This is a genomic window from Gillisia marina (genome assembly GCF_000258765.1).
Taxonomy (GTDB): Bacteria; Bacteroidota; Bacteroidia; order Flavobacteriales; family Flavobacteriaceae; genus Gillisia; species Gillisia marina.
This window is the reverse complement of the sequence record NZ_AJLT01000018.1, coordinates 38,633-63,297: the sequence shown is the minus strand read 5'-3', so window position 1 is coordinate 63,297 and position 24,665 is coordinate 38,633. Positions and strand designations below refer to the sequence as shown.

Genomic DNA, 24,665 nt, shown 5'->3' with positions numbered 1-24,665 from the left:
AAAAAACCAGATCGCTCATCTGATTTTTAAATGATTTTTCTAACCAAGCATTATTTTTATCTGTGACTGGAAAAGAGACAACATTAATTGAAGGATAAAGTGAGTAAGTCCCGGAAGTATCCTCCACTCCTATTTCAATCTGTTTGTTAATATTATTAAAAGACACATATTTGGCAGAAAAATTATATTTTATAAGATCTACGAAATCCTCCGAAATCTTATCACAATGAATACAATCCTTTAAATAATCAGAAGCTATAATCTTAATTGAATTCTCAATTTCAAATTTATTAAAATAAGTAGTCATATATTAAACTTTAGATTTGGTAGTTAAATTTACTCTAAACCATTAAATGTCAGCTTTCTTTTATAATAGCTTTAACTTCTTTTATAAAAATTTTGTAAAAAATCAACGGCTTTAGCTCTCATCTAAAGCCGTTGATCCACACATTGATTGGTTATTTAATTACTCTCTTATTATTCGTTTATCATAAGAATGCCCATTCGCGGTGGTTAATTTTACGATATAAATACCGCTCATTAAATTTCTTCTTTGAAATTCCACATCAGTATTTTCAAAGGCTTTGACAGCTCCAGTAAATAAGGTTTCAATCATTCTTCCGGAATAGTCATATACTCGCAGAGTTATATTAGTATCTTTAATTACACTAAATCTAACAGTTGATGTTGAAACTACCGGATTTGGAGATAAAGATACAGTTTCCAAAATTTCCGGTCTTAGGTCTTCCATTATAATTGGAGTTTCCTCAGTTAAAATTTCCAGAGCTTTGGAGTTTCCTTTTGGTTTGTGGATTACGATTGAACCTCCGCCTAAAATAGTAGCGTCTTCTCCAGCCTCTGACAGGCCTCTTTGGTTACCATATAAAATCTGGCTGTCTGAGCCATTTTCCGAAATTTTAATTCTGAAAATATCAGGCCCTGTTTCATTCTGAAAATCTCTATCAATTGCTACTACTCTAAATTTATGATTACCTGTTCAGTTTACAGTACCAGTACCGGCATAAGTAGCTTTCCTTCCTGAGATCACAAGCTCCATATCAATTCATATTTTAAATGCACCTGATACAACGAAGATAGCAGGTAGCATATTTGCTATTGATATTAAAACCATTTTTCACTTGGGCCGGTTTACGTATTGCTAGCAGACGCATTAATTTCTCCTAAAATTAAGACAGCTTTAAAGCAAAATAAATTAAATCGCAATTTGCTTAATTGTATAGCAAGTAATATAACTCAAGATGAAATTCAAAAAAATTTCCAACATAATAAAATCTTATAAAATAGCAAAAGTTCCATTTTAGACGTCTAGAATAAGAACAAAAATTTTACTGCCATTCAAAACAAAAAGCACACCTTTCGGTGAGCTTTTCTTTTTTCGCGACCTCCCCAGGGTTACCTACGGTGATCCCTCAAAGCTCCGCTATGAAAATAGTCCAAACAAAAAAAAAACGCCAAGCTTGCTTGAGCGTTTTTTTCTTTTGAACCATTTATTCGTGACCGCGAAGGGATTCAAACCCCCAACCCTCAGAGCCGAAATCTGATGCGCTATTCAGTTGCGCCACGCGGCCAATTCAATAACCAATTAACAATGATCATTGATTATTGGTAATTGATTATTGCTAATTGCTTAACTCTCTTTTTACAATCATTGAAATTGTCTTCCCATCTGCTTTTCCTGCCAATTCCCCGGAAGCCATTCCCATTACTTTCCCCATATCCTTCATGCCTGAAGCTCCGGATTTAGCGATAATATCTTTTACTGTTTTTTCTATTTCTGCTTCGCTTAACTGAGCCGGTAAAAACTGCTCAATCACTGCAGCCTGATCCAATTCTGGTTGTGCCAGATCTTCTCTGTTTTGTTCCTTATAAATAGTCGCACTATCCTTGCGTTGTTTCACTAATTTCTGAAGCAACTTTAATTCCTCCTCCTCAGATATCTCTTCTTTAGAACCTGTTTCGGTTTGCGCCAATAATATTCCACTTTTAATGGCACGAAGAGCCTCTAATTTAACCGCATCTTTTGCGCGCATTGCCGCTTTCATTTCGGCCATTACTTGGTCTTGTAAACTCATATTAAGTGTATTAATTAAGACTGCGAATATAAAAATAAAACCTGAAATTCGTGGGGGAATTCCAGGTTTATGTTGGGGTAAATTTAAGCTTAGTCTACGTTATCGTGTAGAAACGAATTGTTACTTCTAAACTTAAGATCGTCATTATCTCCACCTAAAGTGGTTCTGGAAAGTTTTTCTTCTGCTTTTCTAGAATTGTCAAGATCTATACCTGCCCTTTTATATGCGGGTTGCTTTTCAATTTCATCTATTTGAGCTGCATTGTTTCGAAACTTATAATTAAATTCCTTCATCTTAGCTCTTCTTTCTGCAGCTCTTTCTATTAAGCCTTCAGAAATAGGATTATCAAAAGGGTCGTTATCTTGATCTTCTGTAGCTTTTCTTGATGGTTCTGGAGCCACCGTTTTCTTTTCAAAAACAATTGCTTCTTCTTCCTCTTCTTTTTTCTGAACAGGTTTCGATTTTTTAAGCATTTGCTCAACTTCCATGTAGTCATCCAGACTGTAACGCTTTTCTCCTGTTGAAGAATTTTCAGTCACCGGAATGATCTCTATTGGCTCGTTCACTTCCATTTCCATGGTCTCATCATTAAGATCATGAATAATTCTGTTGTACTTTGGCTTTTCAACCTCTAAAGACTCTTTAGCTTGTGAACTTTTAACCTCATCTTCAGCCTGTTCTTGCTGCTGATTAATTGGGAAATCAAATGTGAACATAAACTGATCTTCTGAATCATCTTCCAACTCTTCTTTCTGCTTCTCTAGCTTATTTATTTTTGCTGAAGTATCAGTAATTATAAAGTCATCTTCTTTATAGGAAACTTCTTCATATTCCACTTCCATGTTTCTAGCGCTTGGAGGTGTTCGTAGATCTTCCTTTACTTCATGGATCTCAGTATCTTCTTCCTCTAAGGTGTGAACAATCTTTTGCTCCTTTACTTCTTCCGGTGCTTCTTCAGTAAAAGCAGGTTTCTGAAGTTTGTTCATACCAAAATTATGTACCGCCTTTTGTTCATCTTCTAGCGTATGAATAATCTTTTTGGTTTCAGTATTTACAATTTCATTTTGCTGCTCTACATTAAAACCCGTAGCAATAATTGTTACAGCGATTGCATCTTCTAAAGTTTCATCTTCCCCAACTCCCATAATGATGTTGGCGCTATGTCCGGCTTCATTTTGAATATGATCGTTGATTTCTCCAATTTCGTCAATGGTAATCTCTTCAGATCCCGAAACGATTAACAACAACACATTTTGAGCTCCCTTAATTTTGTTATCATTCAACAATGGAGAATCCAAAGCTTTGATAATAGCATCGTTGGCTCTACTTGCTCCAGATGCAGATGCAGATCCCATAATAGCAGTACCACTATTACTTAGAACTGTTTTTGCATCACGTAAATCGATGTTTTGTGTATAGTGATGAGTTATAACTTCTGCAATCCCTCTGGAAGCAGTTGCTAATACTTCATCTGCCTTAGAGAAGCCAGCTTTAAAGCCAAGGTTCCCATAAACCTCTCTTAATTTATTATTATTGATAACAATAAGTGAATCTACATGTCTTCGTAGATTTTCTACTCCCAGTTGAGCCTGTTCATTTCGCATTTTCCCTTCAAACTGAAAAGGAATAGTCACGATCCCTACAGTAAGGATATCCATTTCTTTTGCTTGTCTGGCAATTACAGGCGCAGCTCCCGTTCCAGTTCCTCCACCCATACCGGCAGTAATAAATACCATTTTGGTATTAGCTCCGAGCATGCGCTTGATTTCCTCGCTACTTTCTATCGCGGCGTTTTCCCCCACTTTTGGGTCAGCTCCCGCTCCTAAACCTTCTGTTAAGTGTACACCTAACTGAATTTTATTTGGAACTGTGCTGTTTTCCAAGGCTTGGGAATCTGTATTACAAATAATAAAATCAACTCCCTTGATTCCTTGTTGGAACATGTGGTTAATGGCATTGCTACCACCACCTCCTACTCCAATAACCTTAATCACATTGGATTGGTTTTTGGGTAAATCGAATGAAATATTTTCGAATTCTGTACTGCTCATAAATCCTTTTTTACTGGTTCTATATTGTTATTCTGCGTTGTCTAAAAAATCTTTGAACTTTTCTGCCCATTTATCAAAAACACTCTTTTTAGGGGTTTTTGATGAAGGCGAGGTAGTTTCCTGCTCTTCCTCTTCTGTATGAAAGGAATGTGTTCCCTCTTCTACAATTACTTCTTTCTCTTCTGTACCTGCCTTATTTTGGAACTTAGCGCCTTGTTGCTCTAAGCTATTCAAGACCAAACCTACAGCGGTTGCATACAACGGACTCGTTGTTTCGGTGTCGCTATCTCCTGCTAGATGTTCATTAGGATATCCAATTCTGGTATCCATTCCGGTAATATATTCTGCCAGTTGCTTTAAATGCTTCAACTGGGCACCACCACCGGTAATTACCATCCCGGCTATTAATTTTTTCTTTTGCTCTTCGTGGCCGTAGTTCTTAATTTCAAGATACACTTGCTCAATAATTTCTACTACACGTGCATGGATGATCTTGGAAAGGTTTTTAAGGGTGATCTCCTTTGGTTCTCTTCCGCGTAATCCAGGAATAGAAACGATCTCGTTATCCTTATTTTCTCCCGGCCATGCAGATCCAAACTTGATCTTTAATAACTCTGCCTGCTTTTCTATAATAGAACAGCCTTCTTTGATATCCTCTGTAATTACATTTCCTCCAAATGGGATCACCGCCGTATGGCGAATAATACCATCTTTAAAAATGGCAAGATCTGTTGTTCCTCCTCCTATATCGATAAGTGCAACTCCTGCTTCTTTTTCTTCCTGACTTAACACTGCATTCGCAGATGCCAATGGCTCCAAAGTTACTGCTGAAAGTTCCAAACCGGCACTTTTCACACATCTACCAATATTTCTAATAGAAGAAACCTGACCAACTACAACGTGAAAATTAGCTTCTAATCTTCCGCCATACATCCCGATTGGCTCCTTGATCTCTGCTTGCCCATCTACCTTAAATTCCTGTGGCAACACATGAATGATCTCTTCTCCCGGTAACATTACTAGTTTATGAACTTGGTTACAAAGCGTATAAATATCGTCGCTATCTATCACCTCATCTGGATTTGGTCGGGTGATATAATCGCTATGTTGCAAACTGCGAATATGTTGTCCCGCAATCCCAACAACCACTTCTTCAATTTTTAACCCTGAATCTGCCTCTGCTTCTTGTATGGCTTGCTGAATAGATTGAATAGTTTGGGTAATATTATTCACAACCCCACGGTGGACACCTAAACTTTTAGATTTTCCAATCCCTATAATCTCCATTTTTCCGTACTCATTCTTCCGCCCTATCATGGCCACGATCTTCGTGGTTCCAATATCCAGCCCTACTGCAATTTCGTTGTGTTCCATCCCTTATTTTTTAGTGCAAACAACTTGGTTCCCAAATTGTAAATCCACCTTTTTGTAAGTATTTATTAAATCGTCTTTAAGTGCTTTTTTATAAAAAGCTTTAAAATTGTTGAATTTCTCATCTATCCGGTTCACTTTTCCGAAGAAAATATTGAAATCTGTTTGTCTTAGTTCTAATTGATAATAACCACCATTCAAACGAGTGATAGCTGTAATATGTTGAGTCAAAAATTCGTCTTTGTTAATATAGTCTACTAATGGAAAGGCTTCTTCAAGATCCATTTCTTTCATATTAACCAAAACCGGAACTCTAGCCGAATAGCTTTTAGAAAGTGGCATCTTCCTGCCTGACCTATCTAAATAAAAGGCGTTATTCCCCAAAACTCTACCGATAGGGCGGCGTTGACTTATTTTGGTTTTTAGAATTCCATCCAGCGTAAGAAACACTTCTGCATTTTCTATCATCTCGTGTTTGTTCAACAGTGATTCTACCCTATTCAAATCTAAAGTTTCTTTAGCTATACTTGAGACCTCAATGTTATTTTGTATTAACAATTTATTAACCGATTCTTCAGACACATACAGGTTTTCAAATTGGGTAAATTGTACTTCAATTTTTTCCAATTTTCTATCGTTATTTCGCTTTTCCGCAAAGCCATAAAAGAAGACAATTACAGCCAATAACAAAAATCCTTTTATGTAATTGAAGTTAATTTTCATCCTTAAAATTTTTTTCAACTTTAATGATCTCTTCTCCAATATCTCCAGCGCCCATCATAACAATAACAGGGCATTCTGAAAGATTCAACTCATTTATAATCTCTTCTTTTTGTATTAATTTCTTATGCTGATTCTTAATTTTATGTAATAACCATTCAGAAGTAATTCCTTCCATAGGAAGTTCTCTCGCCGGATAAATATCCAACAACAACACCTCATCGAACTTGCTTAAACTTTCAGCAAATTCATCAGCAAAATCCTTAGTTCTGCTAAATAAGTGTGGCTGAAAAACTGCAATCGCCTTTTTTCCGTGGTGCATCTCACGAACAGCTTGATGCACCGCGGCAATTTCTGCCGGATGATGCGCATAATCATCTATTAAAACTCTATCTGCTGTTTTCAATCGATATGTAAACCTGCGTTTTACACCTTTAAAGCTATATAATGCCCTGGCGAGTTCATTGGTTGGGGATCCATAATGAATGGCAATCGCCAGGGCAGTTATAGCATTTAATAAATTGTGTTTGCCTGGGAGGCTAAACTTTAAATTTGCAATAGTAATTGTCGGGGTGATCAGATCGAAATGATAAGTTCCGTTCTTTACTGTAATATTTTGAGCAGAATAATCTGCGTTGTCTTCAATTCCAATAGTTCCACCTTTAAGTGGTAGTCCATTCTTTACAAAAAGGGTACCATTCTCCGGTATTAAGGCGGCAAAATCTTTAAAAGATTTAATCAATTCTTCGGGAGCGCCATAAATATCTAAGTGATCGGCATCCATAGAAGTGATCGCGGCAATATTTGGCGATAAATTCAAAAAAGATCTGTCAAACTCATCTGCCTCCACAACCATCACCTCATTGCCATTAAGAATAAGATTGCTCTGGATATCTTCGCTTATCCCACCAAGAAAAGCAGTCACCTTCGCTCCTGTTTCTTTCAACAAATGACCCAAAATAGCTGTAGTAGTAGTTTTACCATGCGTTCCCGCCACAGCCAGTGTAAATACACCTTCAGTAATCATCCCTAAAACTACTGCCCGCTTTTTAAGCTGAAATTCCTGCTGAATAAAATAGTTATATTGCTTACTGTCCTTTGGGATTGCAGGAGTATAAATAATTAATGTGTTTTCAGTATTGCTGAAGCTTTCCGGAATTACCTCAATTTCATCCTTATAAAAAACTTGAACCCCTTCCTCTTCCAAAGATCTCGTTAAAGAAGTTGGAGTTTTATCGTAGCCGGCAACCTGTTTTCCAAGAGAATTGAAATATCGCGCTAACGCACTCATTCCTATTCCGCCAATGCCGATAAAATAAAGGTTTTCTATATTTTTAAAATGATTCATTAATTTAACTTCTCCTTCTTTATAATTTTTTCCATAGTATTTACAATAGCAGCTGTTGCTCCCGGTAGTGCCAATTTTTTAATGTTTTCTGAAAGATTTTTCTGCACCTTTTCAGATTTTAAAACCAATAATATGGTTTCTGAAAATTCCTTCGCTAAGTCCTTTTCATTCAAAACATAAGCAGCATCTTCATTGGCAACCGTTAAGGCATTTTTTGCCTGATGATTTTCAGCAACATTGGGAGACGGAATAAATATTACCGGTTTTCCTACTATGCACAATTCTGAAACACTAATTGCTCCTGCACGAGATACAATAACATCGGCTGCTGCATAGGCAAGATCCATTCTGCTCAAAAATGCATGGGTTTGCACAAACTCGTTATCAAACTTTTTATATTCCTCGTAATACAAAGAACCTGTTTGCCAAATAAGCTGTATATCCTCTTTTTCAAAAATATCCACAAAAGCTTCCATTAGCTGATTTATTCTTCTTGCCCCTAAGCTTCCACCTAATACCAATAATGTTTTTCGCTCCTTTTTCAGCTTAAAAAATTCCTGCGCTTCCTCCCTTTTACTTGCAACATCTAAAATATCCTGTCTTACAGGATTTCCTGTTTTTACAGTTTTGGCTAAAGGAAAATAATTTTCTAAATTATCGTAGGCCGTACAGATAGCATCAGCATTTTTCCCTAACAATCTATTTGTAATTCCCGGATAAGAATTCTGCTCCTGAATTAAGGTTGGAATATTCATGGTATTTGCAACTTTCAGCAAAGGTCCACTTGCAAAACCACCGGTTCCTATTACCACATCTGGCTTAAACTTTTTGATAATCTTTCTAGACTCCCAAAGACTGCTAATTACCTTAAAAGGAAAACTTAGATTCCTTTTGGTTAAACTTCTGTCTATCCCAGAGATCCAAAGCCCTTCGATTTTATAACCAGCTTGTGGCACTTTATCCATTTCCATTCTATCTTTCGCACCAACAAAAAGAATCTCAGCAGAGGGATAGCGTCTTATAATTTCATCGGCAATGGAGATCGCAGGATAAATATGTCCTCCTGTTCCTCCACCAGATATTATTACTTTTAACTGTTCCATCATATCGCTTCGCTTAAAATATCCAAAGGATTTTCTTCCTCTCGTTCTCTATCAGATTCCTCAGATAACTTTATTTCTTCTTCTCTTTTAGCACTTACACTCAATACTATTCCTAGCGCCAAACATGTCATCCAAATAGATGTACCTCCACTACTAACTAATGGCAAGGTTTGTCCTGTTACCGGAAATAATTCTACCGCTACCGCCATATTTACCAGAGCTTGGAACACAATAGGCAATCCAACTCCAATAACCAATAATTTCCCAAAGATTGTATTTGCTTTTGTTGCCACAATAACAATCCTGAATAACAACATTAAATAAGCCGCCATTACCGCAAAGCCACCAATTAATCCCATTTCTTCAACGATGATCGCATAAATGAAATCTGAAGATGATTGTGGTAAAAAATTTCGTTGGATACTTTTCCCTATTCCAGCTCCTGCAACACCTCCTCTAGCAATTGCGATCTTTGCCTTTTCTATTTGGTAATCGGCTTCGGTATCTTCGTCATTTGTAAAATTCTCAATTCTGCTAGCCCAAGTATCCACCCTATTCGGCATCAAACCCGGAAATGCTTTAGCTGTTAATATGAACATGGTTAGCAATAATAAACCAGCTCCAACAATAACCCCTAAATATTTCAAAGGGTAGCCCCCAAGAAAAACCAACATAATTACCATTGTAAAAATGATAGCGGTGGTAGAAAAGTTTGCAGGTAAAATCAGTATCAGAAAAACAAAAACCGGCATCCATAATGGCAAAATTGTTTCCTTAAATGTGACTGTTTTTTCAGTTATTCTAGAAAGATATCTCGCAACATAAACCATTAATACTACTGCCGCCAATGTTGAAGTCTGAAAAGTGACTCCCACCACAGGAATCTGAATCCATCTACTCGCATAAGCCCCATCTATCGTAGTTCCTTGCGCAACTGTATAAATAAGCAACAAAAAGACAATGGGTAGCATTAAAATGGAAAGCCCTTTAAAATAATGATATGGAATCTTGTGGATTGCAAACAATACACAGAATCCTAAAACTAAATGAAAAAAATGCACAACTAAATAGCTGCTTGTACTTCCATCTCCATATAAATAGGCAAGGTTACTACTTGCGCTATACACCGGCAAAAACGAAAAAATCGCCAGCAATGCCGTGGTAGCCCAAATAACCTTATCCCCTTTTATATTTGAAAAAAAGTCGTTCATTCAGTTTTACTCTTACTTTTATTATAAGTTTCTTACACTTTCTTTAAACTGTCTTCCTCTATCCTCGTAGTTTTCGAATAAATCGAAACTCGCACAGGCCGGAGAAAGCAATACGGTATTTCCTCTTTCAGCTAATTTATATGCCATCCCAACAGCTTCCTTCATAGAATGTGTTTCTACAATGGTATCTACACAATTTCCAAAAGCCTCAAAAATCTTGGAATTATCTACCCCTAAACAAATAATGGCCTTCACTTTTTCATTCACCAAAGGCAACAGTTCTGAATACACATTTCCCTTATCTACACCCCCAACGATCCAAACCGTTTCAGTTTCCATACTTTCCAAAGCATAGTAAGTTGCATTAGTATTGGTTGCCTTAGAATCGTTCACGTACATCACGTTGTTAATTTTAAGCACTTTTTCCAATCGGTGTTCTACTCCTTGAAAATTCTCCATGCTCGCACGGATGGTTTCTTTTCTAATTCTTAATAATTGGGAAACCGTAGAGGCTGCCATTGCATTTTTAGTGTTGTGTTTACCTTCGAGTGCTAAGGATGATGTTGGCATAATAAATTGGGTGTTGTTGAGGTTTATTTTAATATTGTTATCTTCTACATATGCGCCTTTTTCTAGTTTTTTCTGAAGTGAAAAAGGCAATTTTTCGGCATTTACTGAATTAGATTCAAGCCATTTTGAAATTAATTCGTCGTCGGCATCATAAATAAAGAAGTCTCCTTCTTTCTGATTCATTGTAATTCTAAATTTAGATGCGATGTATTCTTCAATGTTATAATTATATCTATCCAAATGATCTGGAGTGATGTTCATAAGCAAGGCGATATCCGGTCTAAAATTCACGATACCATCTAACTGAAAACTACTTAACTCCAAAACGAAACAATCTACAGGATCTCCAGCCACTTGTTTTGCAAAACTATCTCCTACATTTCCAGCCATAGCCACCTTTAATCCAGCATTTTTCAGGATATGATGTATCCATTTAGTAGTAGTGGTTTTTCCGTTACTTCCAGTTATTCCTATAATTTTTGCTGAAGTATATTCTGCAGCAAATTCAATTTCAGAAATCACAGGAATTCCATGTTCCTTGATCTTTTTAACCAAAGGCGCGGTATCCGGAATTCCGGGGCTTTTCATCACTACCGAAGCATCCATGATCTTAGCTTCAGTATGTCCCGATTCTTCCCAGGCTACTCCTAATTTTTCAAGCTCAGCCTTATATTTATCTTTTATCTTTCCAAAATCTGAAACAAAAACATCATAGCCCTGCTTAAGCGCAAGAATAGCAGTACCAACACCGCTTTCTCCACCTCCAAGAATTGCTATTTTTTTGTTTTTGCTCATTTTATCTAACTTTCAAAGTAATAATGGTTACGATTGCAAGAAAAATCCCCACAATCCAAAACCGAACTACGATCTTGCTTTCGTGCAAACCTTTTTTCTGATAATGGTGATGCAGTGGAGACATCAAAAATATTCTTCGGCCTTCGCCATATTTTCGCTTGGTGATCTTAAACCATCCAACTTGCATTACAACTGATAGATTTTCCAAGAGAAAAATTCCACATAGAATTGGAATCAGTAACTCCTTTCTGGTTGCAATAGCGATTACAGCGATAATTCCCCCAATAGTCAAACTCCCTGTATCGCCCATAAAAACTTGCGCGGGAAAGGTATTGTACCATAAGAATCCAACCAAAGCTCCCGCGAAGGCTGTAATAAATATGGTCATCTCCCCAGAGCGTGGGATATACATAATATTGAGATAATCTGAAAATATGATGTTACCAGAAACCCATGCAAAGATTCCCAGAGTAAGCACTATAATTGCTGAAGAGCCTGCCGCAAGCCCGTCTATTCCATCGGTTAAATTTGCTCCATTAGATACAGCTGTGACAATGAAAATTACAATCGGAATAAAAATTAACCACGCATAGTTCACTAGAGATGGATTGATCCAGCTAATCAAACTTGCATAATCGAATTCATTATTTTTTACGAACGGAATTGTTGTTTTAGTTGACTTCTCTTCAACCCCTGTACTAATTTCCTGTCCGCTATTTTCAACTTTTTCAATATTAAAAGCGGGTATATTAACATCTTCCTTAATTGTAATCCCCGGATGCAGATACATAGTACCACCCACAATAAGACCAAGACCAACTTGTCCAAGTACTTTAAAAACTCCTTTTAAACCTTCCTTGTCTTTTTTGAAGGTTTTAATATAATCGTCTATAAATCCAATAGTTCCCATCCAAAGGGTGGTAACTATTAATAAAATAACATAAATGTTATCTAATTTGGCGAACAATAATACCGGAATAAGGGTAGATATAATGATAATAAGACCACCCATGGTTGGAGTTCCAGCCTTTTCGCTTTGTCCTTTTAAACCAAGATCTCGAACACTTTCTCCTACTTGTTTTCTTAAAAGATAGTTGATGATTTTCTTTCCATAAATGGTAGATATCGCCAAGGATAAAATAATAGCCATGGCCGACCGGAACGAAATAAATTCGAACAGACCCGCACCGGGAACTTGGTATTCTCTATCTAAAAAATCAAACAAATAGTATAACATATCTTTTCCTCTAATCCCTTACTATTAGTTGGGAATTCTATTTTTCCAGTTGTCTTAAATATTCACTTACAATTTTATAATCATCAAAATCTGATCGTACTCCATTAACTTCCTGATAAGTTTCATGGCCTTTCCCGGCAATTAAAATGATATCATTTGGGTTAGCCAATTGGCAAGCAGTTTTAATCGCTTGATTTCTGCTTACAACAGTCATGGTCTTTTTAAAATCTGTTGGATCTACACCTGCTTCAACATTTTTTAAAATTGCTTCGGGATCTTCAGTTCTTGGATTATCACTGGTAAAAATTACTTTGGTACTTAAAGCCGCAGCGATATTTCCCATTTTTGGTCTTTTAGTTTTATCCCGATCTCCACCACAACCAACTACAGTGATTAATTCTTCGTTTTTGGTGCGAATTGCATTAATGGTTTCCAACACATTTTTTAATGCATCTGGAGTATGCGCATAATCTACAATGGCGGTGATCTTTTTATTAGAAACCAAATACTGAAATCTTCCACTCACGGAATCCAATTCACTTATGAGCCTTAAGTTTTCTTGCTTTTCAAGTCCTAATAATTCTCCCGCAGCATAGATTGCAAGAATATTATAAGCGTTAAAATTTCCAATCAGTTTGGTCCAAACCTCATCTCCATTTATTTTCAGCAACAATCCGCCAAATTGGTTTTCTAAAATCTTTGCGTTGAAATCTGCGAAAGACTTTAATGCATAAGTTTTCTTTTCAGCTTTTGTATTCTGAAGCATCACTGCTCCGTTTTTGTCATCTCCATTCACCAAGGCAAAGGCAGATGCCGGCAGCTGATCGAAAAATAGCTTTTTCACGTCGCGGTATTCTGCAAAGGTTTTATGATAATCTAAATGGTCATGTGATAGATTGGTAAAAATTCCACCGGCAAATTTTAATCCTGTAGTTCTATCCTGTGCGATCCCATGAGAACTCACTTCCATAAAACAATATTCAACTCCCTCGTCATTCATCAACTTCAAATACGAATTAATGGTTAACGAATCTGGGGTTGTATGAGAAGCTGAATACGTTTTTTCTCCCACCATAATATTTACAGTAGAAAGCAACCCAACTTTAAAGCCCGCTTTATTGAACAAATGATATAATAGAGTAGCTACGGTTGTTTTCCCATTAGTTCCTGTAACTCCAACTAATTTTAAGTTTTCTGAAGGCGAATCGTAATAATTTGCCGCCATAATTGCCAAGCTTTTTGAGAATTTGCAACTTTTATATAAGTAACGCCATTTATAATTTGCTCCGGAATTTCCTGACAAATCACCGCTAATGCACCTTGGTTAACAGCCGTGGTTATAAATTTATGTCCATCTGATAAAGTTCCTTTTATAGCCACAAATACATCATTCAATTCGACTTTTCTGGAATCGAAATGAATTGAATTAACAGTGATTCCGGTGTTACCGATTACGGTATCCATAGGAACTTTGTATAATATGTCTTTTAATATCTTCAACTTAAACTAAGTGCTACTTGTTGATTATTCTTAATTTTTTGTCCCGCAGGAATAGATTGATTTTTCACTTTTCCTTTCCCGTTTATGCGCACAGATAAACCTAGGTTTTCTAGTAAAGAGAGTGCATCCATCGCGGGCATTCCTACTACATTAGGCATTAACTTTTTAGCGCTCTGCGCGGCCGCATAATATTTTTCGAAGTCTTTAGAACTAGCATCATTCTTCACCTCCAAAGATTCTATTGCATCTTCTATAGGAGTGTCTGTATATATTTTCTGAGCAATTCTTTTGAATACAGGTCCGCTTACATCTGCTCCATAATACCCCACTTTATTATTTGGTTTATGAATAATTACAATGCTTGTGTACTTTGGGTTATCGGCAGGAAAATATCCCACAAAAGATGAAATATATCGAGGGTTAGAATTCCACCCTTCCATCCAATATTCGGTTTGCGCAGTACCAGTTTTTCCGGCCATAGAGAAATTAGGAGAGTATAAACTTTTTGCAGTTCCGCGCACTAATACATTCTCCATCATTGCCTTTACCTTATCTACTGTTTCCTGAGAACAGATTGAAGGGTTTAAAACAGTCAGTTCATTCTTTTCTATTACTTTATCCCACTCTCGAACTTCTTTGATAAAACGAGGTTTTAGCAAAACTCCATTGTTGGCTATTGCATTATAAAAGGATAAGGTTTGTAATGGAGTTATTTCTACTCCATAGCCGTATGCCATCCAGGGCAACGAAAGTGCAGACCATTTTTTATCATCCGGCTTCGGAATATATGGTTCGCCTTCACCCTTAATAGAAATCCCTAATTTCTGGTTCAGATTCATTCTCTGTAAGCCATCAATAAATTTTTGAGGATTGTCCTTATAATTATCGTAGATCAACTTAACCACTCCTACGTTTGAAGAAACCTCAAAAGATTTAGCTGCCGATATTTTACCGTAACCTCCACGGCGAGAATCTCTAACCTTATAACCTCGCACACTCATGATTCCATTTTCAGTATCTACAACGGTACTGGTATCTATCACTTTATCTTCTAAAGCAACAACCATTGCCATTAATTTAAACGTAGAACCCGGCTCATGTGTTTCGCCAACCGCGTAGTTTAACTTTTCGTAATAAGTACCCTCAGAAGTTCTTCCTAGATTAGAAATTGCTTTAATCTCACCCGTTTTGGTTTCCATCACCACTACTGTTCCATGATCAGCTTCATATTTCTCTAACTGAGCCAACAATGCATGATGCGCGATATCTTGGATATTCACATCTATAGTAGAAATCACATCATACCCATCTTTTGGCTCTACTTCGTTATTATCGCTTATCGGCTTCCACTGTCCTTTTGCGATTTTTTTGTTTCAATCTATGCCCATCTGTTCCTTCTAAAAATGGACCGAAAGCACCTTCCAAACCTACTCTTGTATAATAGCCTTGTTTATCTTTACGTTCATACCCAACAGTTCTCGCAGCAATTTCTCCAAGGGGATGCTCCCGAACAGTCCTTTGTTCAACGATAATTCCACCTTTATAAGCTCCAAGATTAAAAAGAGGAAAACTCTTTACCTTCATATAATCTGAATAACCTAAATTTCTTGCAATCAAAAAGTATCTGTGCTTATTAACCCTTGCCGTTCTTAAAGACAAAGACCAATAAGCGACGCTCTTACCAAACATTTTATGAAGCTCTTTGGAAAGAGGCACTATATTTTCCTCGAAATTTTTATCGGATACTGTTACCGCATCAAACCTTATGTCGTAGTTGGGTATGGAAGTAGCCAATAAATTACCATTGGAGTCGTATAGATTTCCACGATTAGCAGGAATGGTGAAGTTTTTTAAAGTTCTTTCTTCTGAAAGCTGCTTGTATTTTTCACCTTCTACAAACTGAATATTTAGCAACTGCACAGCTACCGCCACCGCAAAGATGAACATACATCCGGCTACAAAGTACAATCGGTTTAATATGTGCTTTTCGTTGGTTGCCAAAGGTTTCCTTAGTCTGTTATATTAATTTTTATTTTATATGGTGGCGTTTCCGAAGGTTTTACTCCTCTTGCAGCCATTTTATTGGTAATGGTAGATTCCATTTTAAGTTTCATAAGAGCAGATCTCATATCTACAAATTCACTTCGCAATTCGCGCACTTCAGTATTTAACTTAGCAATATTGTGAACCTTGCGCTCGGCACTATGTGAGCAGGCAATCATGATAATAGCTAGAAATGTACAGAACACAATAAATCGCCAGTTCTTAATAGCATCGTTGCTTATTAAGAAATCGGCTTTTAAAATGTTATATATTCCTTTTTTCATTTCCGCCTTGCTATGAATTATTTCTGAAACTAATCAGAACTATAACTTTACAGCTATTCTTAATTTTGCGCTTCGAGCTCTATTGTTTTTATAAATTTCTTCTGCTGAAGGAACTATTAAGCCTTTTACTTTTTTAAATGGTACCGATATATTTCCATAAAAGTCCTTTTCAGGCTCTCCTTCAAAAAGACCACTTCTTATATATCGTTTTACCAACCTATCTTCTAAAGAGTGATAAGAAATAAGACTTAATCTCCCACCTTTATCCAGTAATTCTTCAGTTTGCAGCAAAAACTCTTTTAAAACTTCTATTTCCTGATTTACCTCTATCCGAATTGCCTGATAGATCTGGGCTAATATTTTATGTTCCTTTTCCTTAAAAAGAAAAGGCTTCAAAACTTCTTTTAATTGATCGCTACTCTCTATTGGAGCAACTTCTCTAGCTTTAATTATTTCTGAAGCAATTTTTCCCGCGTTTCTCAAATCAGCATACTCGTAAAACAATTTTTTAAGCTGCTCATGATCGTACTCATTAATCACCTCGTAAGCGCTCAAACTACTTTTCTTGCTCATCCTCATATCCAATTTCGCCTCAAATCTGGTTGAAAAACCGCGCTCTGCTACATTGAATTGATGAGAGGAAACTCCAAAATCTCCAAGAATTCCGTCAACTTTTTTTTATTCCGTGGAATCTCAAAAAACGCTTTATAAATCTGAAGTTTTCATTAATTAGCGTAAAGCGAGGATCATCCATGGCATTATCTAAAGCATCTTCATCTTGATCGAACGCAAATAATTTCCCTTTTTTACTTAGCCTGCTCAAAATTTCAGCGGAATGTCCACCACCTCCAAAAGTCACATCTACATATACTCCATCCGGCTTAATGTTTAAACCATCTACAGATTCTTTTAATAAGACAGGATTATGATATTCCATTAAAATCATCGTTACCCATAACTTCTTCAGCCAGATCTGCAAAGTCATCCGCAGAAGCATCTATGGTATTTTCATATTTATTTTTATCCCAGATCTCAATAATGTTAATCGCAGAAGAAAGAACGATCTCCTTATCCATTTCAGCAAAGCCAAAAAGGTCTTTCGGAATTAACAAACGTCCGTTAGCATCTACTTCTACTGTTTTAACACCAGCTGTAAATCTTCGTATAAAGTCATTATTCTTCTTTACAAATCGGTTTAATCCATTTATTTTTTTCATCATCTCATTCCATTCCTGCATAGGGTATAATTCTAGACAAGGCTGAAAAACAGATCTTTTTAAAACAAAACCTTCCTGTAAAACCGGAGTCAGCTGCTTTTTTAAGGCAGCCGGAACCATAAGACGCCCTTTAGCGTCTACTTTACATTCGTATGTTCCAATTAGATTTACCACTCAATAACTTTATAGAGTCAAATATATTGAAATTATTACCACATTTTACCACATTTTACCACTTTGTTGATAAGTTTTTCCACCTATTGTGCTGAAACACTTCTAAATAGAGCTAGTTCATTATGTTTCAGACTCTTGGTTTTCATTGAAAATTTTAAGCAAATTTTAATAGGAAAAATTTGTGTTTTTAATGAGTAAATGCGTTCCTCAATAAAGCTGTGTATTAAGTAAAAATGATTATACTTGTACTGAAATCGCTATATTTGCGATTGCTAATTGCAAATGGCATTCATGGAACACGATTTACAGCAAGAAGGAAAATTTACTTACCTGGAAAAAGGGGAAGGAACACCGATAGTTATTTTACATGGACTCATGGGTGGCCTAAGTAACTTTGATGGCGTTGTAAATTATTTCCCGGAAAGAGGTTATAAAGTTTTAATCCCAGAATTACCACTTTATAATATGTCTTTACTCAAAACGAGTGTAGGAACTTTTGCGAAATATCTCAAAGATTTTATTGAGTCCAAAGGCTTTTCTGAAGTGATTCTTCTAGGGAATTCCTTAGGTGGTCATATTGCCCTTCTTTGCACAAAAATGTATCCCGAATTAGTAAAAGGTTTGGTGATTACTGGAAGTTCAGGCTTATATGAGAATGCAATGGGCGAAAGCTACCCAAGACGTGGTGATTATGAGTTTATAAAGAAGAAAGCACAAAATGTTTTTTACGATCCTGCGGTTGCCACTAAGGAAATTGTAGATGAAGTCTACTACACTATTGGCGACAGAAACAAGTTGGTAAAAACCTTAGCCATTGCCAAAAGTGCCATTCGTCATAACATGGCAAATGATCTTCCGAACATGCAAACTCCAACCTGTATAATTTGGGGTAGAAATGACAATGTTACGCCACCGGATGTTGCTGAAGATTTTAATAAATTGCTACCAGATTCAGATCTTTATTGGATAGACGAATGTGGACATGCAGCAATGATGGAACATCCAGATACATTTAATGAGCTATTATTCGAGTGGCTTCAAAAGAGATCTTTCTAAGATTTAAGTAATGATTATAAAATCTTCTGAATTCGTAGTAAGCAACAGCGATGTTGCAAAATGCCCAAACAGTAAATTACCGGAATATGCTTTTATAGGCAGAAGTAATGTGGGGAAATCTTCTCTCATCAATATGCTTACGGCCAGAAAAAGTCTCGCCAAAACATCGGGAAGACCAGGAAAAACTCAGCTGATAAATCATTTTTTGATCAATAAAGAATGGCATTTAGTGGATTTACCGGGATATGGTTACGCTCGAGTTTCAAAATCCATCAAGAAGACTTTTCAAAAATTTATCACCCAATATTTTGAGCATAGAGAGCAAATGCTGTGTGCTTTTGTTCTTATAGATAGCAGGCACAATCCACAACCCATAGATCTTGAGTTCATGCAGTGGTTAGGAGAGCACGGAATTCCATTTTGCATCATCTTTACCAAAGCAGATAAGCTTAAGCCGAATGCTTTAACGAGAAATATTGAAGTATATAAAGAGAAAATGCTGGAAATCTGGGTAGAAATGCCGGTATATTTTGTTACCAGTTCTACAAATGATCTTGGAAGAGAAGAAGTGCTTAAGTATATCGAGAACTTAAACAATCAGTTTATCTCCAATTAAGTTTAAGTTTTTTCCTGAAGATCTAGCTTTTCCCTATTTCAGAAATCTCGCTTTTATAGAATTATTCAAGGTTATCGTCATGCTGTTCCGATAGCTTCAGAATTGTTTCAGCATCCCAGATACTTATGTAGAGACCCTGGAACAAGTTCAGGGTGACGAGTTAAAATTTAAAAACTTTCCAGAAAATCAAGCAACAAAAAAACTGCTGAAAATTTTCATTTTCAACAGTTCCAAAAATATTAAACACTAATTATAAACTATAGTGCAGCTACGTGCTTAGCCAATTTAGACTTTAAGTTAGCAGCTTTATTATCGTGTATGATGTTATTCTTCGCTAATTTGTCAATCATTGAAGCAACAGAAGGATATAATGTTTCAGCATCCTTTTTGTCTGCCTCACGCAACTTCTTGATAGCGTTTCTGGTAGTTTTATGTTGGTAGCGATTTCTAAGACGTTTGGTCTCATTGCTACGAATTCTTTTTAACGCTGACTTATGATTTGCCATTACTAATGTATTTAATTATTTTTAAAGTAGTCCGTAGGGGAATCGAACCCCTGTTACATGGATGAAAACCATGCGTCCTAACCCCTAGACGAACGGACCATTATTGTTTCAAAAAACACCTGTTTTTCGACAGGCCAACTTATATTTCTATAAGTTTTGCAATCTTAAGATTGCTTTGTAGTCCGTAGGGGAATCGAACCCCTGTTACATGGATGAAAACCATGCGTCCTAACCCCTAGACGAACGGACCAGCTTTTGCTTTAATGCGGATGCAAAAATACAACTATTTTTTAATGACGCAAATGTTGATGTATATTTTTCTGAAAATATTTAAAGCTTTCTTTTTCATCGAAAAACTTATACTCTCAAAATATCAACAATGCTACTATAACCTAGTTATTTAGAGCTTCAGCTTACAAAAATATATAATTTTATCCTGTTTTTTGTTTTCAAAAAACAACTATAAAACTTTTAAGAAAGCAACAATTAAATTTTCCTTAGTATGCTTTAGCAAAAAGAACACGCTGCGAAGACGGATTCCCTGTAAAAACACACTTCCCATCTTCTTGTTTTTGATCCATAGGGATACAACGAATTGTAGCCTTAGTTTTATCTTTTATTCTCAATTCTGTCTCTGAAGTTCCATCCCAATGAGCCGAAACAAATCCCCCTTTAGATTTTAATACCTCTTTAAATTCTTCAAAAGTATTCACTTCTGTAATATGAGAATCTCGATACTCTCTCGCTCTATTATGTAGGTTTTCCTGAATTTCAATCATTAGGCCTTTAACCTTCTCTACAACATTTTCCTGAGATACGTATTCCTTGGTCAAAGTATCTCTTCTTGCCAGCTCAACACTTCCCTTTTCAAGATCTTTAGGTCCTATAGCAATTCTAACCGGCACTCCCTGCAATTCATACTGTGCGAACTTCCAACCCGGTTTATAAGTGTCTCTGTTATCATATTTAACACTCACTCCTACTTTTTTTAGATCTGCAACTAACTGATTTGCAACCTCAGAAATTTGATCTAATTGCTCCTCTCCTTTATATATAGGAACAATTACAACCTGTATAGGCGCTAAATTTGGAGGTAAAACCAATCCTTGATCATCACTATGCGTCATAATTAAGGCTCCCATTAATCGGGTAGAAACACCCCAAGAAGTAGCCCAAACATGCTCTAATTTACCTTCCTTTGATGCAAATTTCACATCGAAAGCCTTAGCAAAATTCTGTCCTAAGAAGTGAGATGTCCCTGCTTGCAAGGCTTTTCCATCTTGCATTAAAGCTTCTATACAATAAGTTTCTTCTGCTCCTGCAAAACGTTCGTTTGCTGTTTTGGTTCCTTGAATTACAGGAATAGCCATAAAATTTTCAGCGAATTCAGCATATACATTATTCATTTGCTCCGCTTCTTCAATTGCCTCCTGTTTTGTTGCATGAGCAGTATGCCCCTCTTGCCATAAAAATTCAGCAGTTCTAAGGAACAATCTGGTACGCATTTCCCAACGCACAACATTAGCCCATTGATTTATTAAAATAGGTAAATCTCTGTAAGATTGAATCCAACCCTTATAAGTGTTCCAGATAATTGCTTCAGAAGTTGGCCTTACAATAAGCTCCTCTTCCAATTTAGCCTCTGGATCTACTATTAATTTCGAACTGTTTTCTGGATCTGTTTTCAACCTATAATGAGTAACTACGGCACATTCCTTTGCAAATCCTTCCGCATTTTTTTCTTCAGCTTCAAAAAGGCTTTTCGGCACAAACAATGGAAAATAAGCATTCTGATGCCCCGTTTCCTTAAACATTCTATCTAATTCAGCTTGCATTTTTTCCCAAATAGCATAACCATAAGGTTTAATTACCATGCAACCTCTCACAGCGGAGTTTTCGGCTAAATCGGCACTGACTACCAATTCGTTATACCATTTCGAATAATCTTCTTTCCTAGCAGTTAATTTCTTACCCATTCCTGTTATTTGGCATAAATGTTGCACTTTTAATAGCGTTGTAGCTATTTTACTCAAGTTGCAACTAGTTAGCGCAAAACTAACTAATTTTGTAATGTTCAACAATTAAAACAACTGCTAATGAAACTTTATAATTATATACCAAAATCCATATACTTCTTCATGGCCGCTGTGTCTACCCTTTTGTTGACATCTTGTGGTTCTTACCAATACGCCGGAAATTCTAATGACGGAATTTATGGAGATAATGAAATTGAAGAAGTTGTTTCTTCTGAAATAGAATACGGTACGAGAGAAGAAAATGGCGATTATTATAAAAAAATGTTTGAAGAAGAAGCTGCTCTTTACGGAGAAGTTTTAGCTGAAGACGCTATTTTTACTGATGTTGATGCTTATTCCTCTACTGGAAACTACGATTATAATAACGAAAACACCACTTATCAAGGTGGAAACGCGCCTTGGGGCAACGCTCCAGACAGCTATTCCATAAATATCTATAATGACGGATTTTATGGTGGTTTCTATCCTTATCCATTTTGGAGGAGAGGATATTATGCTTACAACCCATTTTTCTATGGCCCATTTTATGGTCCAGGCTTCTACTATCCTTATAGCTATGGATTTGGCTATGGTCACGGGTACGGTTATGGTCATGGGTTTGGCTATGGGATAGTTTTTCTGTACATCCATTTATTTATGGAGGTGGTGGATACTATAATCCATATCATAGTTATAATTCAAGACAACATAATTTTAGAAGAAATGTCGCTTACAATTATGGTCGTAGAGGCGCAAGTAGCAATAGGAATTCTGCTATAAGAAATGCATCTAACTTAGAAAACAGAGGAAGAACTTCCACATATTCTAGATCTATACGAAACATTAGAAGTTCTAATGACGATTATGGTATTACCAGAAGAAGTACTTCTACTAGAACCTATAATACAAGATCCAATTCTGATGGTACGTATTCTAGAAGTAGGAGTTCATCTGTTAATTCTACGCCGAGAAGAAGTAGTAGAAACTACTCAAGATCATCTAATTCAAATTCCAACAGAAGTTCCACGGTTAGAAGTTCTAATTCAGGAAGAAGTTCTAGCGCAGTTAGAAGTTCAAGCTCCGGAAGAAGTTCTAGCGCAGTTAGAAGTTCAAGCTCCGGAAGAAGTTCTAGTTCATCCTCCACTCCAAGATCAACTAGCAACAGAGGAAGAGGTAATTAATAAAAAAACATATTTAATTTTATGAAAAAGCTATATTCTACAGTCATAGCCCTAGTGGTTATGACTTTTTCTCAAGCCCAAGATATTACGGATGCTGTGAGATATTCATCAGATCAATTATCGGGAACTGCCAGGTATAGAGCGATGAGTGGTGCCTTCGGTGCACTCGGGGGAGACCTTTCAGCCATATCAATTAACCCTGCCGGATCTGCGGTATTTTTAAGCAGTGCAGCAACCGTTACTTTAAGCTATAATAACAGGCAAAATGACACTCGTTATTTTAATGGAGTAACTACTAATGATGATTCTGATGTATATTTCGATCAGGCCGGAGCTGTTTTAGTTTTTAATAGTACGAATGAAAATACACCTTGGAAAAGGTTTACTTTAGGTGTTAACTACTCACAGAATAACACGTTTGATGATAGTTTTTTGGCTCTAGGAACAAGCTCTACTTCCATAGATAATTATTTTTTGGAATTTGCCAATGGTGTGCCGTTGGAACTTTTGGAAACCATAGATAATGAAACTATCACAGATCTTTATTTATTCTTAGGGGAAAGTGAAGGTTTTGGTGCGCAACAAGCATTTTTAGGATTTCAAGGTTTTATAATAGATCCTGTTAGCAGTGATCCAAGCAACACTTCATATACCTCCAATGTAGCATCTGGAAGTTTTGATCAGCGCTATTCATACATAGCGACTGGTTTAAATGGCAAATTCGCTTTCAATTTTGCTACAAAGTATCAAGATTTTCTGCATCTTGGAATCAATTTGAATGCTCATTTTTTAAATTATGATAGAGCAACTCGATTATTTGAAGAGAATTCTAATGCCGGCAGCGAAACGAATGAGATTGTTTTTTCAAACAATCTAAGCACGAATGGGAACGGATTTTCACTTCAATTAGGAACAATTGCTAATGTTACAGATAATGTTAGAGTAGGTTTGACTTATGATACGCCAACATGGTATTTAATAGAAGAACAAACCACTCAGCGTTTAGAAACTTTTAGTGACGAATTTAATGATCAGGTTATCGTAGATCCTAACGTTATAAATGTATACCCGGACTACCGTTTAAAAACACCAGGTAAATTAACAGGAAGTTTAGCTGTACTTTTTGGCGACAATGGATTGGTAAGTTTTGATTATTCTTACAAGGATTTTTCAAACACTGAATTAAGACCTTCCAGTGATCCTGAGTTTATTTTTCAGAATAATTTGATATCAGAGAACCTTAAAGCTGCATCCACTTACAAAATTGGTGGAGAATACAGAATTGAAAATTGGAGTTTAAGAGGAGGTTATAGATTTGAAGAAAGTCCTTATAAAAATGAAAACACTTTAGGCGATTTAAATGGGTATTCTGCTGGAGTTGGATATGATTTTGGAGCTATAAAGGCAGATTTATCTTATGATCACTCTTCCAGAACAGACAATCCTCAATTGTACCAGGTAGGACTTATTAATACCGCAAATATTCAAAGGGATTTCTCAAGCGTAGTGCTATCCTTAAGTTTCGGGATTTAAGTAAAGTATAATTTCATAAAAAATGCTCGGGTCTCTATTAC

The 24,665-nt window shown here is 36.4% G+C and carries 20 protein-coding genes, 3 tRNA genes and 3 pseudogenes; 5 read left to right on the top strand and 21 right to left on the bottom strand.

Annotated features, from left to right (window positions below; all coding sequences use genetic code 11):
* From ON07_RS05005 to mraZ, 17 genes and pseudogenes are all read right to left on the bottom strand, one after another.
* The coding region (locus ON07_RS05005) for a hypothetical protein (protein WP_010228697.1) at nucleotides 1-307 on the bottom strand (307 nt) is incomplete at its 3' end.
* A gap of 159 nt (nucleotides 308-466) precedes the next feature.
* Nucleotides 467-751 (bottom strand): T9SS type A sorting domain-containing protein, encoded by a 285-nt coding sequence (locus ON07_RS05000; RefSeq protein WP_010228696.1) that lies wholly within the window; start codon nucleotides 749-751, stop codon nucleotides 467-469.
* A gap of 764 nt (nucleotides 752-1,515) precedes the next feature.
* Nucleotides 1,516-1,589, bottom strand: a tRNA-Arg gene (locus ON07_RS04995).
* A 51-nt stretch (nucleotides 1,590-1,640) separates the two neighbouring features.
* Nucleotides 1,641-2,093 carry a GatB/YqeY domain-containing protein gene (locus ON07_RS04990; protein WP_010228695.1) on the bottom strand — a complete coding sequence of 151 codons (453 nt, stop codon included), beginning with the start codon at nucleotides 2,091-2,093 and terminating at the stop codon, nucleotides 1,641-1,643.
* An 89-nt stretch (nucleotides 2,094-2,182) separates the two neighbouring features.
* The gene (gene ftsZ, locus ON07_RS04985) at nucleotides 2,183-4,144 is read right to left on the bottom strand and encodes a cell division protein FtsZ (RefSeq protein ID WP_010228694.1); all 1,962 of its coding nucleotides are present in this window, start codon (nucleotides 4,142-4,144) and stop codon (nucleotides 2,183-2,185) included.
* A gap of 27 nt (nucleotides 4,145-4,171) precedes the next feature.
* Nucleotides 4,172-5,518, bottom strand: a complete 1,347-nt coding sequence (ftsA, locus tag ON07_RS04980) for a cell division protein FtsA (protein WP_010228693.1) — start codon at nucleotides 5,516-5,518, stop codon at nucleotides 4,172-4,174.
* 3 nt (nucleotides 5,519-5,521) lie between these two features.
* Nucleotides 5,522-6,238 carry a cell division protein FtsQ/DivIB gene (locus ON07_RS04975; RefSeq protein ID WP_010228692.1) on the bottom strand — a complete coding sequence of 239 codons (717 nt, stop codon included), beginning with the start codon at nucleotides 6,236-6,238 and terminating at the stop codon, nucleotides 5,522-5,524.
* Nucleotides 6,228-7,583 carry a UDP-N-acetylmuramate--L-alanine ligase gene (gene murC / locus ON07_RS04970; RefSeq protein WP_010228691.1) on the bottom strand — a complete coding sequence of 452 codons (1,356 nt, stop codon included), beginning with the start codon at nucleotides 7,581-7,583 and terminating at the stop codon, nucleotides 6,228-6,230. Before murC ends, ON07_RS04975 begins: the two co-directional genes overlap by 11 nt.
* Nucleotides 7,583-8,689 (bottom strand): undecaprenyldiphospho-muramoylpentapeptide beta-N-acetylglucosaminyltransferase, encoded by a 1,107-nt coding sequence (gene murG, locus ON07_RS04965; protein WP_010228690.1) that lies wholly within the window; start codon nucleotides 8,687-8,689, stop codon nucleotides 7,583-7,585. The genes murC and murG overlap by 1 nt, the downstream gene beginning before the upstream one ends.
* Complete coding sequence (locus ON07_RS04960) at nucleotides 8,686-9,897, bottom strand: FtsW/RodA/SpoVE family cell cycle protein (RefSeq protein ID WP_010228689.1); 1,212 nt, start codon at nucleotides 9,895-9,897, stop codon at nucleotides 8,686-8,688. The genes murG and ON07_RS04960 overlap by 4 nt, the downstream gene beginning before the upstream one ends.
* 21 nt (nucleotides 9,898-9,918) lie before the next feature.
* Nucleotides 9,919-11,262: a UDP-N-acetylmuramoyl-L-alanine--D-glutamate ligase gene (gene murD, locus ON07_RS04955; RefSeq protein ID WP_010228687.1), complete on the bottom strand. Its 1,344-nt coding sequence runs from the start codon at nucleotides 11,260-11,262 to the stop codon at nucleotides 9,919-9,921.
* 1 nt (nucleotide 11,263) lies between these two features.
* The gene (gene mraY / locus ON07_RS04950) at nucleotides 11,264-12,499 is read right to left on the bottom strand and encodes a phospho-N-acetylmuramoyl-pentapeptide-transferase (RefSeq protein ID WP_010228686.1); all 1,236 of its coding nucleotides are present in this window, start codon (nucleotides 12,497-12,499) and stop codon (nucleotides 11,264-11,266) included.
* A gap of 37 nt (nucleotides 12,500-12,536) precedes the next feature.
* Nucleotides 12,537-13,999 (bottom strand): annotated as a pseudogene (locus ON07_RS14585) (UDP-N-acetylmuramoyl-L-alanyl-D-glutamate--2,6-diaminopimelate ligase).
* A pseudogene (locus ON07_RS14580) lies at nucleotides 13,996-16,000 on the bottom strand (penicillin-binding protein). The pseudogenes ON07_RS14585 and ON07_RS14580 overlap by 4 nt, the downstream one beginning before the upstream one ends.
* Before the next feature lie 8 nt (nucleotides 16,001-16,008).
* On the bottom strand, nucleotides 16,009-16,326 hold the full coding sequence (locus tag ON07_RS04935) for an FtsL-like putative cell division protein (RefSeq protein ID WP_010228685.1): 318 nt from the start codon (nucleotides 16,324-16,326) through the stop codon (nucleotides 16,009-16,011).
* A 39-nt stretch (nucleotides 16,327-16,365) separates the two neighbouring features.
* Nucleotides 16,366-17,263, bottom strand: a pseudogene (rsmH, locus tag ON07_RS14575) (16S rRNA (cytosine(1402)-N(4))-methyltransferase RsmH).
* On the bottom strand, nucleotides 17,250-17,717 hold the full coding sequence (gene mraZ, locus ON07_RS04925) for a division/cell wall cluster transcriptional repressor MraZ (protein ID WP_010228684.1): 468 nt from the start codon (nucleotides 17,715-17,717) through the stop codon (nucleotides 17,250-17,252). Before mraZ ends, rsmH begins: the two are co-directional and overlap by 14 nt.
* Nucleotides 17,718-18,008: 291 nt before the next feature.
* On the opposite strand from mraZ, the gene ON07_RS04920 reads away from it, so the two are divergent.
* The gene (locus ON07_RS04920) at nucleotides 18,009-18,773 is read left to right on the top strand and encodes an alpha/beta fold hydrolase (RefSeq protein ID WP_010228683.1); all 765 of its coding nucleotides are present in this window, start codon (nucleotides 18,009-18,011) and stop codon (nucleotides 18,771-18,773) included.
* A gap of 10 nt (nucleotides 18,774-18,783) precedes the next feature.
* Complete coding sequence (yihA, locus tag ON07_RS04915; RefSeq protein WP_010228682.1) at nucleotides 18,784-19,389, top strand: ribosome biogenesis GTP-binding protein YihA/YsxC; 606 nt, start codon at nucleotides 18,784-18,786, stop codon at nucleotides 19,387-19,389.
* 257 nt (nucleotides 19,390-19,646) lie between these two features.
* Here the strand turns inward: yihA and rpsT are convergent, their stop codons facing one another.
* From rpsT to proS, 4 genes are all read right to left on the bottom strand, one after another.
* Complete coding sequence (rpsT, locus tag ON07_RS04910) at nucleotides 19,647-19,895, bottom strand: 30S ribosomal protein S20 (RefSeq protein ID WP_010228681.1); 249 nt, start codon at nucleotides 19,893-19,895, stop codon at nucleotides 19,647-19,649.
* 27 nt (nucleotides 19,896-19,922) lie between these two features.
* Nucleotides 19,923-19,994: transfer RNA gene (locus ON07_RS04905), tRNA-Glu, on the bottom strand.
* Between the two features lie 79 nt (nucleotides 19,995-20,073).
* Nucleotides 20,074-20,145 (bottom strand) — tRNA-Glu (locus ON07_RS04900).
* Nucleotides 20,146-20,392: 247 nt separating this feature from the next.
* Nucleotides 20,393-21,871, bottom strand: coding sequence for a proline--tRNA ligase (gene proS, locus ON07_RS04895; protein WP_010228680.1), 1,479 nt, complete (start codon nucleotides 21,869-21,871; stop codon nucleotides 20,393-20,395).
* Nucleotides 21,872-21,991: 120 nt separating this feature from the next.
* On the opposite strand from proS, the gene ON07_RS15885 reads away from it, so the two are divergent.
* The 3 genes from ON07_RS15885 (at nucleotide 21,992) to ON07_RS04885 (ending at nucleotide 24,624) form a co-directional block, all read left to right on the top strand.
* Nucleotides 21,992-22,690 carry a hypothetical protein gene (locus tag ON07_RS15885; protein WP_155807141.1) on the top strand — a complete coding sequence of 233 codons (699 nt, stop codon included), beginning with the start codon at nucleotides 21,992-21,994 and terminating at the stop codon, nucleotides 22,688-22,690.
* Nucleotides 22,691-22,774: 84 nt separating this feature from the next.
* On the top strand, nucleotides 22,775-23,116 hold the full coding sequence (locus ON07_RS15880) for a hypothetical protein (protein WP_050915849.1): 342 nt from the start codon (nucleotides 22,775-22,777) through the stop codon (nucleotides 23,114-23,116).
* Complete coding sequence (locus tag ON07_RS04885; RefSeq protein ID WP_010228675.1) at nucleotides 23,113-24,624, top strand: OmpP1/FadL family transporter; 1,512 nt, start codon at nucleotides 23,113-23,115, stop codon at nucleotides 24,622-24,624. The genes ON07_RS15880 and ON07_RS04885 overlap by 4 nt, the downstream gene beginning before the upstream one ends.
* The last annotated feature ends 41 nt before the right edge of the window (nucleotides 24,625-24,665 follow it).

Excerpts from the sequence above, each read along its gene's own strand:
- murG (WP_010228690.1), bottom strand. The coding sequence starts at position 8,689 with ATGATGGAACAGTTAAAAGTAATAATATCTGGTGGAGGAACAGGAGGA.
- ON07_RS04960 (WP_010228689.1), bottom strand. The coding sequence starts at position 9,897 with ATGAACGACTTTTTTTCAAATATAAAAGGGGATAAGGTTATTTGGGCT.
- yihA (WP_010228682.1), top strand. The coding sequence starts at position 18,784 with ATGATTATAAAATCTTCTGAATTCGTAGTAAGCAACAGCGATGTTGCA.
- ON07_RS15885 (WP_155807141.1), top strand. The coding sequence starts at position 21,992 with ATGAAACTTTATAATTATATACCAAAATCCATATACTTCTTCATGGCC.
- rpsT (WP_010228681.1), bottom strand. The coding sequence starts at position 19,895 with ATGGCAAATCATAAGTCAGCGTTAAAAAGAATTCGTAGCAATGAGACC.
- ON07_RS04975 (WP_010228692.1), bottom strand. The coding sequence starts at position 6,238 with ATGAAAATTAACTTCAATTACATAAAAGGATTTTTGTTATTGGCTGTA.
- ON07_RS15880 (WP_050915849.1), top strand. The coding sequence starts at position 22,775 with ATGGTATTACCAGAAGAAGTACTTCTACTAGAACCTATAATACAAGAT.
- murC (WP_010228691.1), bottom strand. The coding sequence starts at position 7,583 with ATGAATCATTTTAAAAATATAGAAAACCTTTATTTTATCGGCATTGGC.
- proS (WP_010228680.1), bottom strand. The coding sequence starts at position 21,871 with ATGGGTAAGAAATTAACTGCTAGGAAAGAAGATTATTCGAAATGGTAT.
- ftsZ (WP_010228694.1), bottom strand. The coding sequence starts at position 4,144 with ATGAGCAGTACAGAATTCGAAAATATTTCATTCGATTTACCCAAAAAC.
- ON07_RS04885 (WP_010228675.1), top strand. The coding sequence starts at position 23,113 with ATGAAAAAGCTATATTCTACAGTCATAGCCCTAGTGGTTATGACTTTT.
- ON07_RS05000 (WP_010228696.1), bottom strand. The coding sequence starts at position 751 with ATGGAAGACCTAAGACCGGAAATTTTGGAAACTGTATCTTTATCTCCA.
- mraY (WP_010228686.1), bottom strand. The coding sequence starts at position 12,499 with ATGTTATACTATTTGTTTGATTTTTTAGATAGAGAATACCAAGTTCCC.
- ON07_RS04935 (WP_010228685.1), bottom strand. The coding sequence starts at position 16,326 with ATGAAAAAAGGAATATATAACATTTTAAAAGCCGATTTCTTAATAAGC.
- ON07_RS04920 (WP_010228683.1), top strand. The coding sequence starts at position 18,009 with ATGGAACACGATTTACAGCAAGAAGGAAAATTTACTTACCTGGAAAAA.
- murD (WP_010228687.1), bottom strand. The coding sequence starts at position 11,262 with ATGAGCAAAAACAAAAAAATAGCAATTCTTGGAGGTGGAGAAAGCGGT.
- ON07_RS04990 (WP_010228695.1), bottom strand. The coding sequence starts at position 2,093 with ATGAGTTTACAAGACCAAGTAATGGCCGAAATGAAAGCGGCAATGCGC.
- ftsA (WP_010228693.1), bottom strand. The coding sequence starts at position 5,518 with ATGGAACACAACGAAATTGCAGTAGGGCTGGATATTGGAACCACGAAG.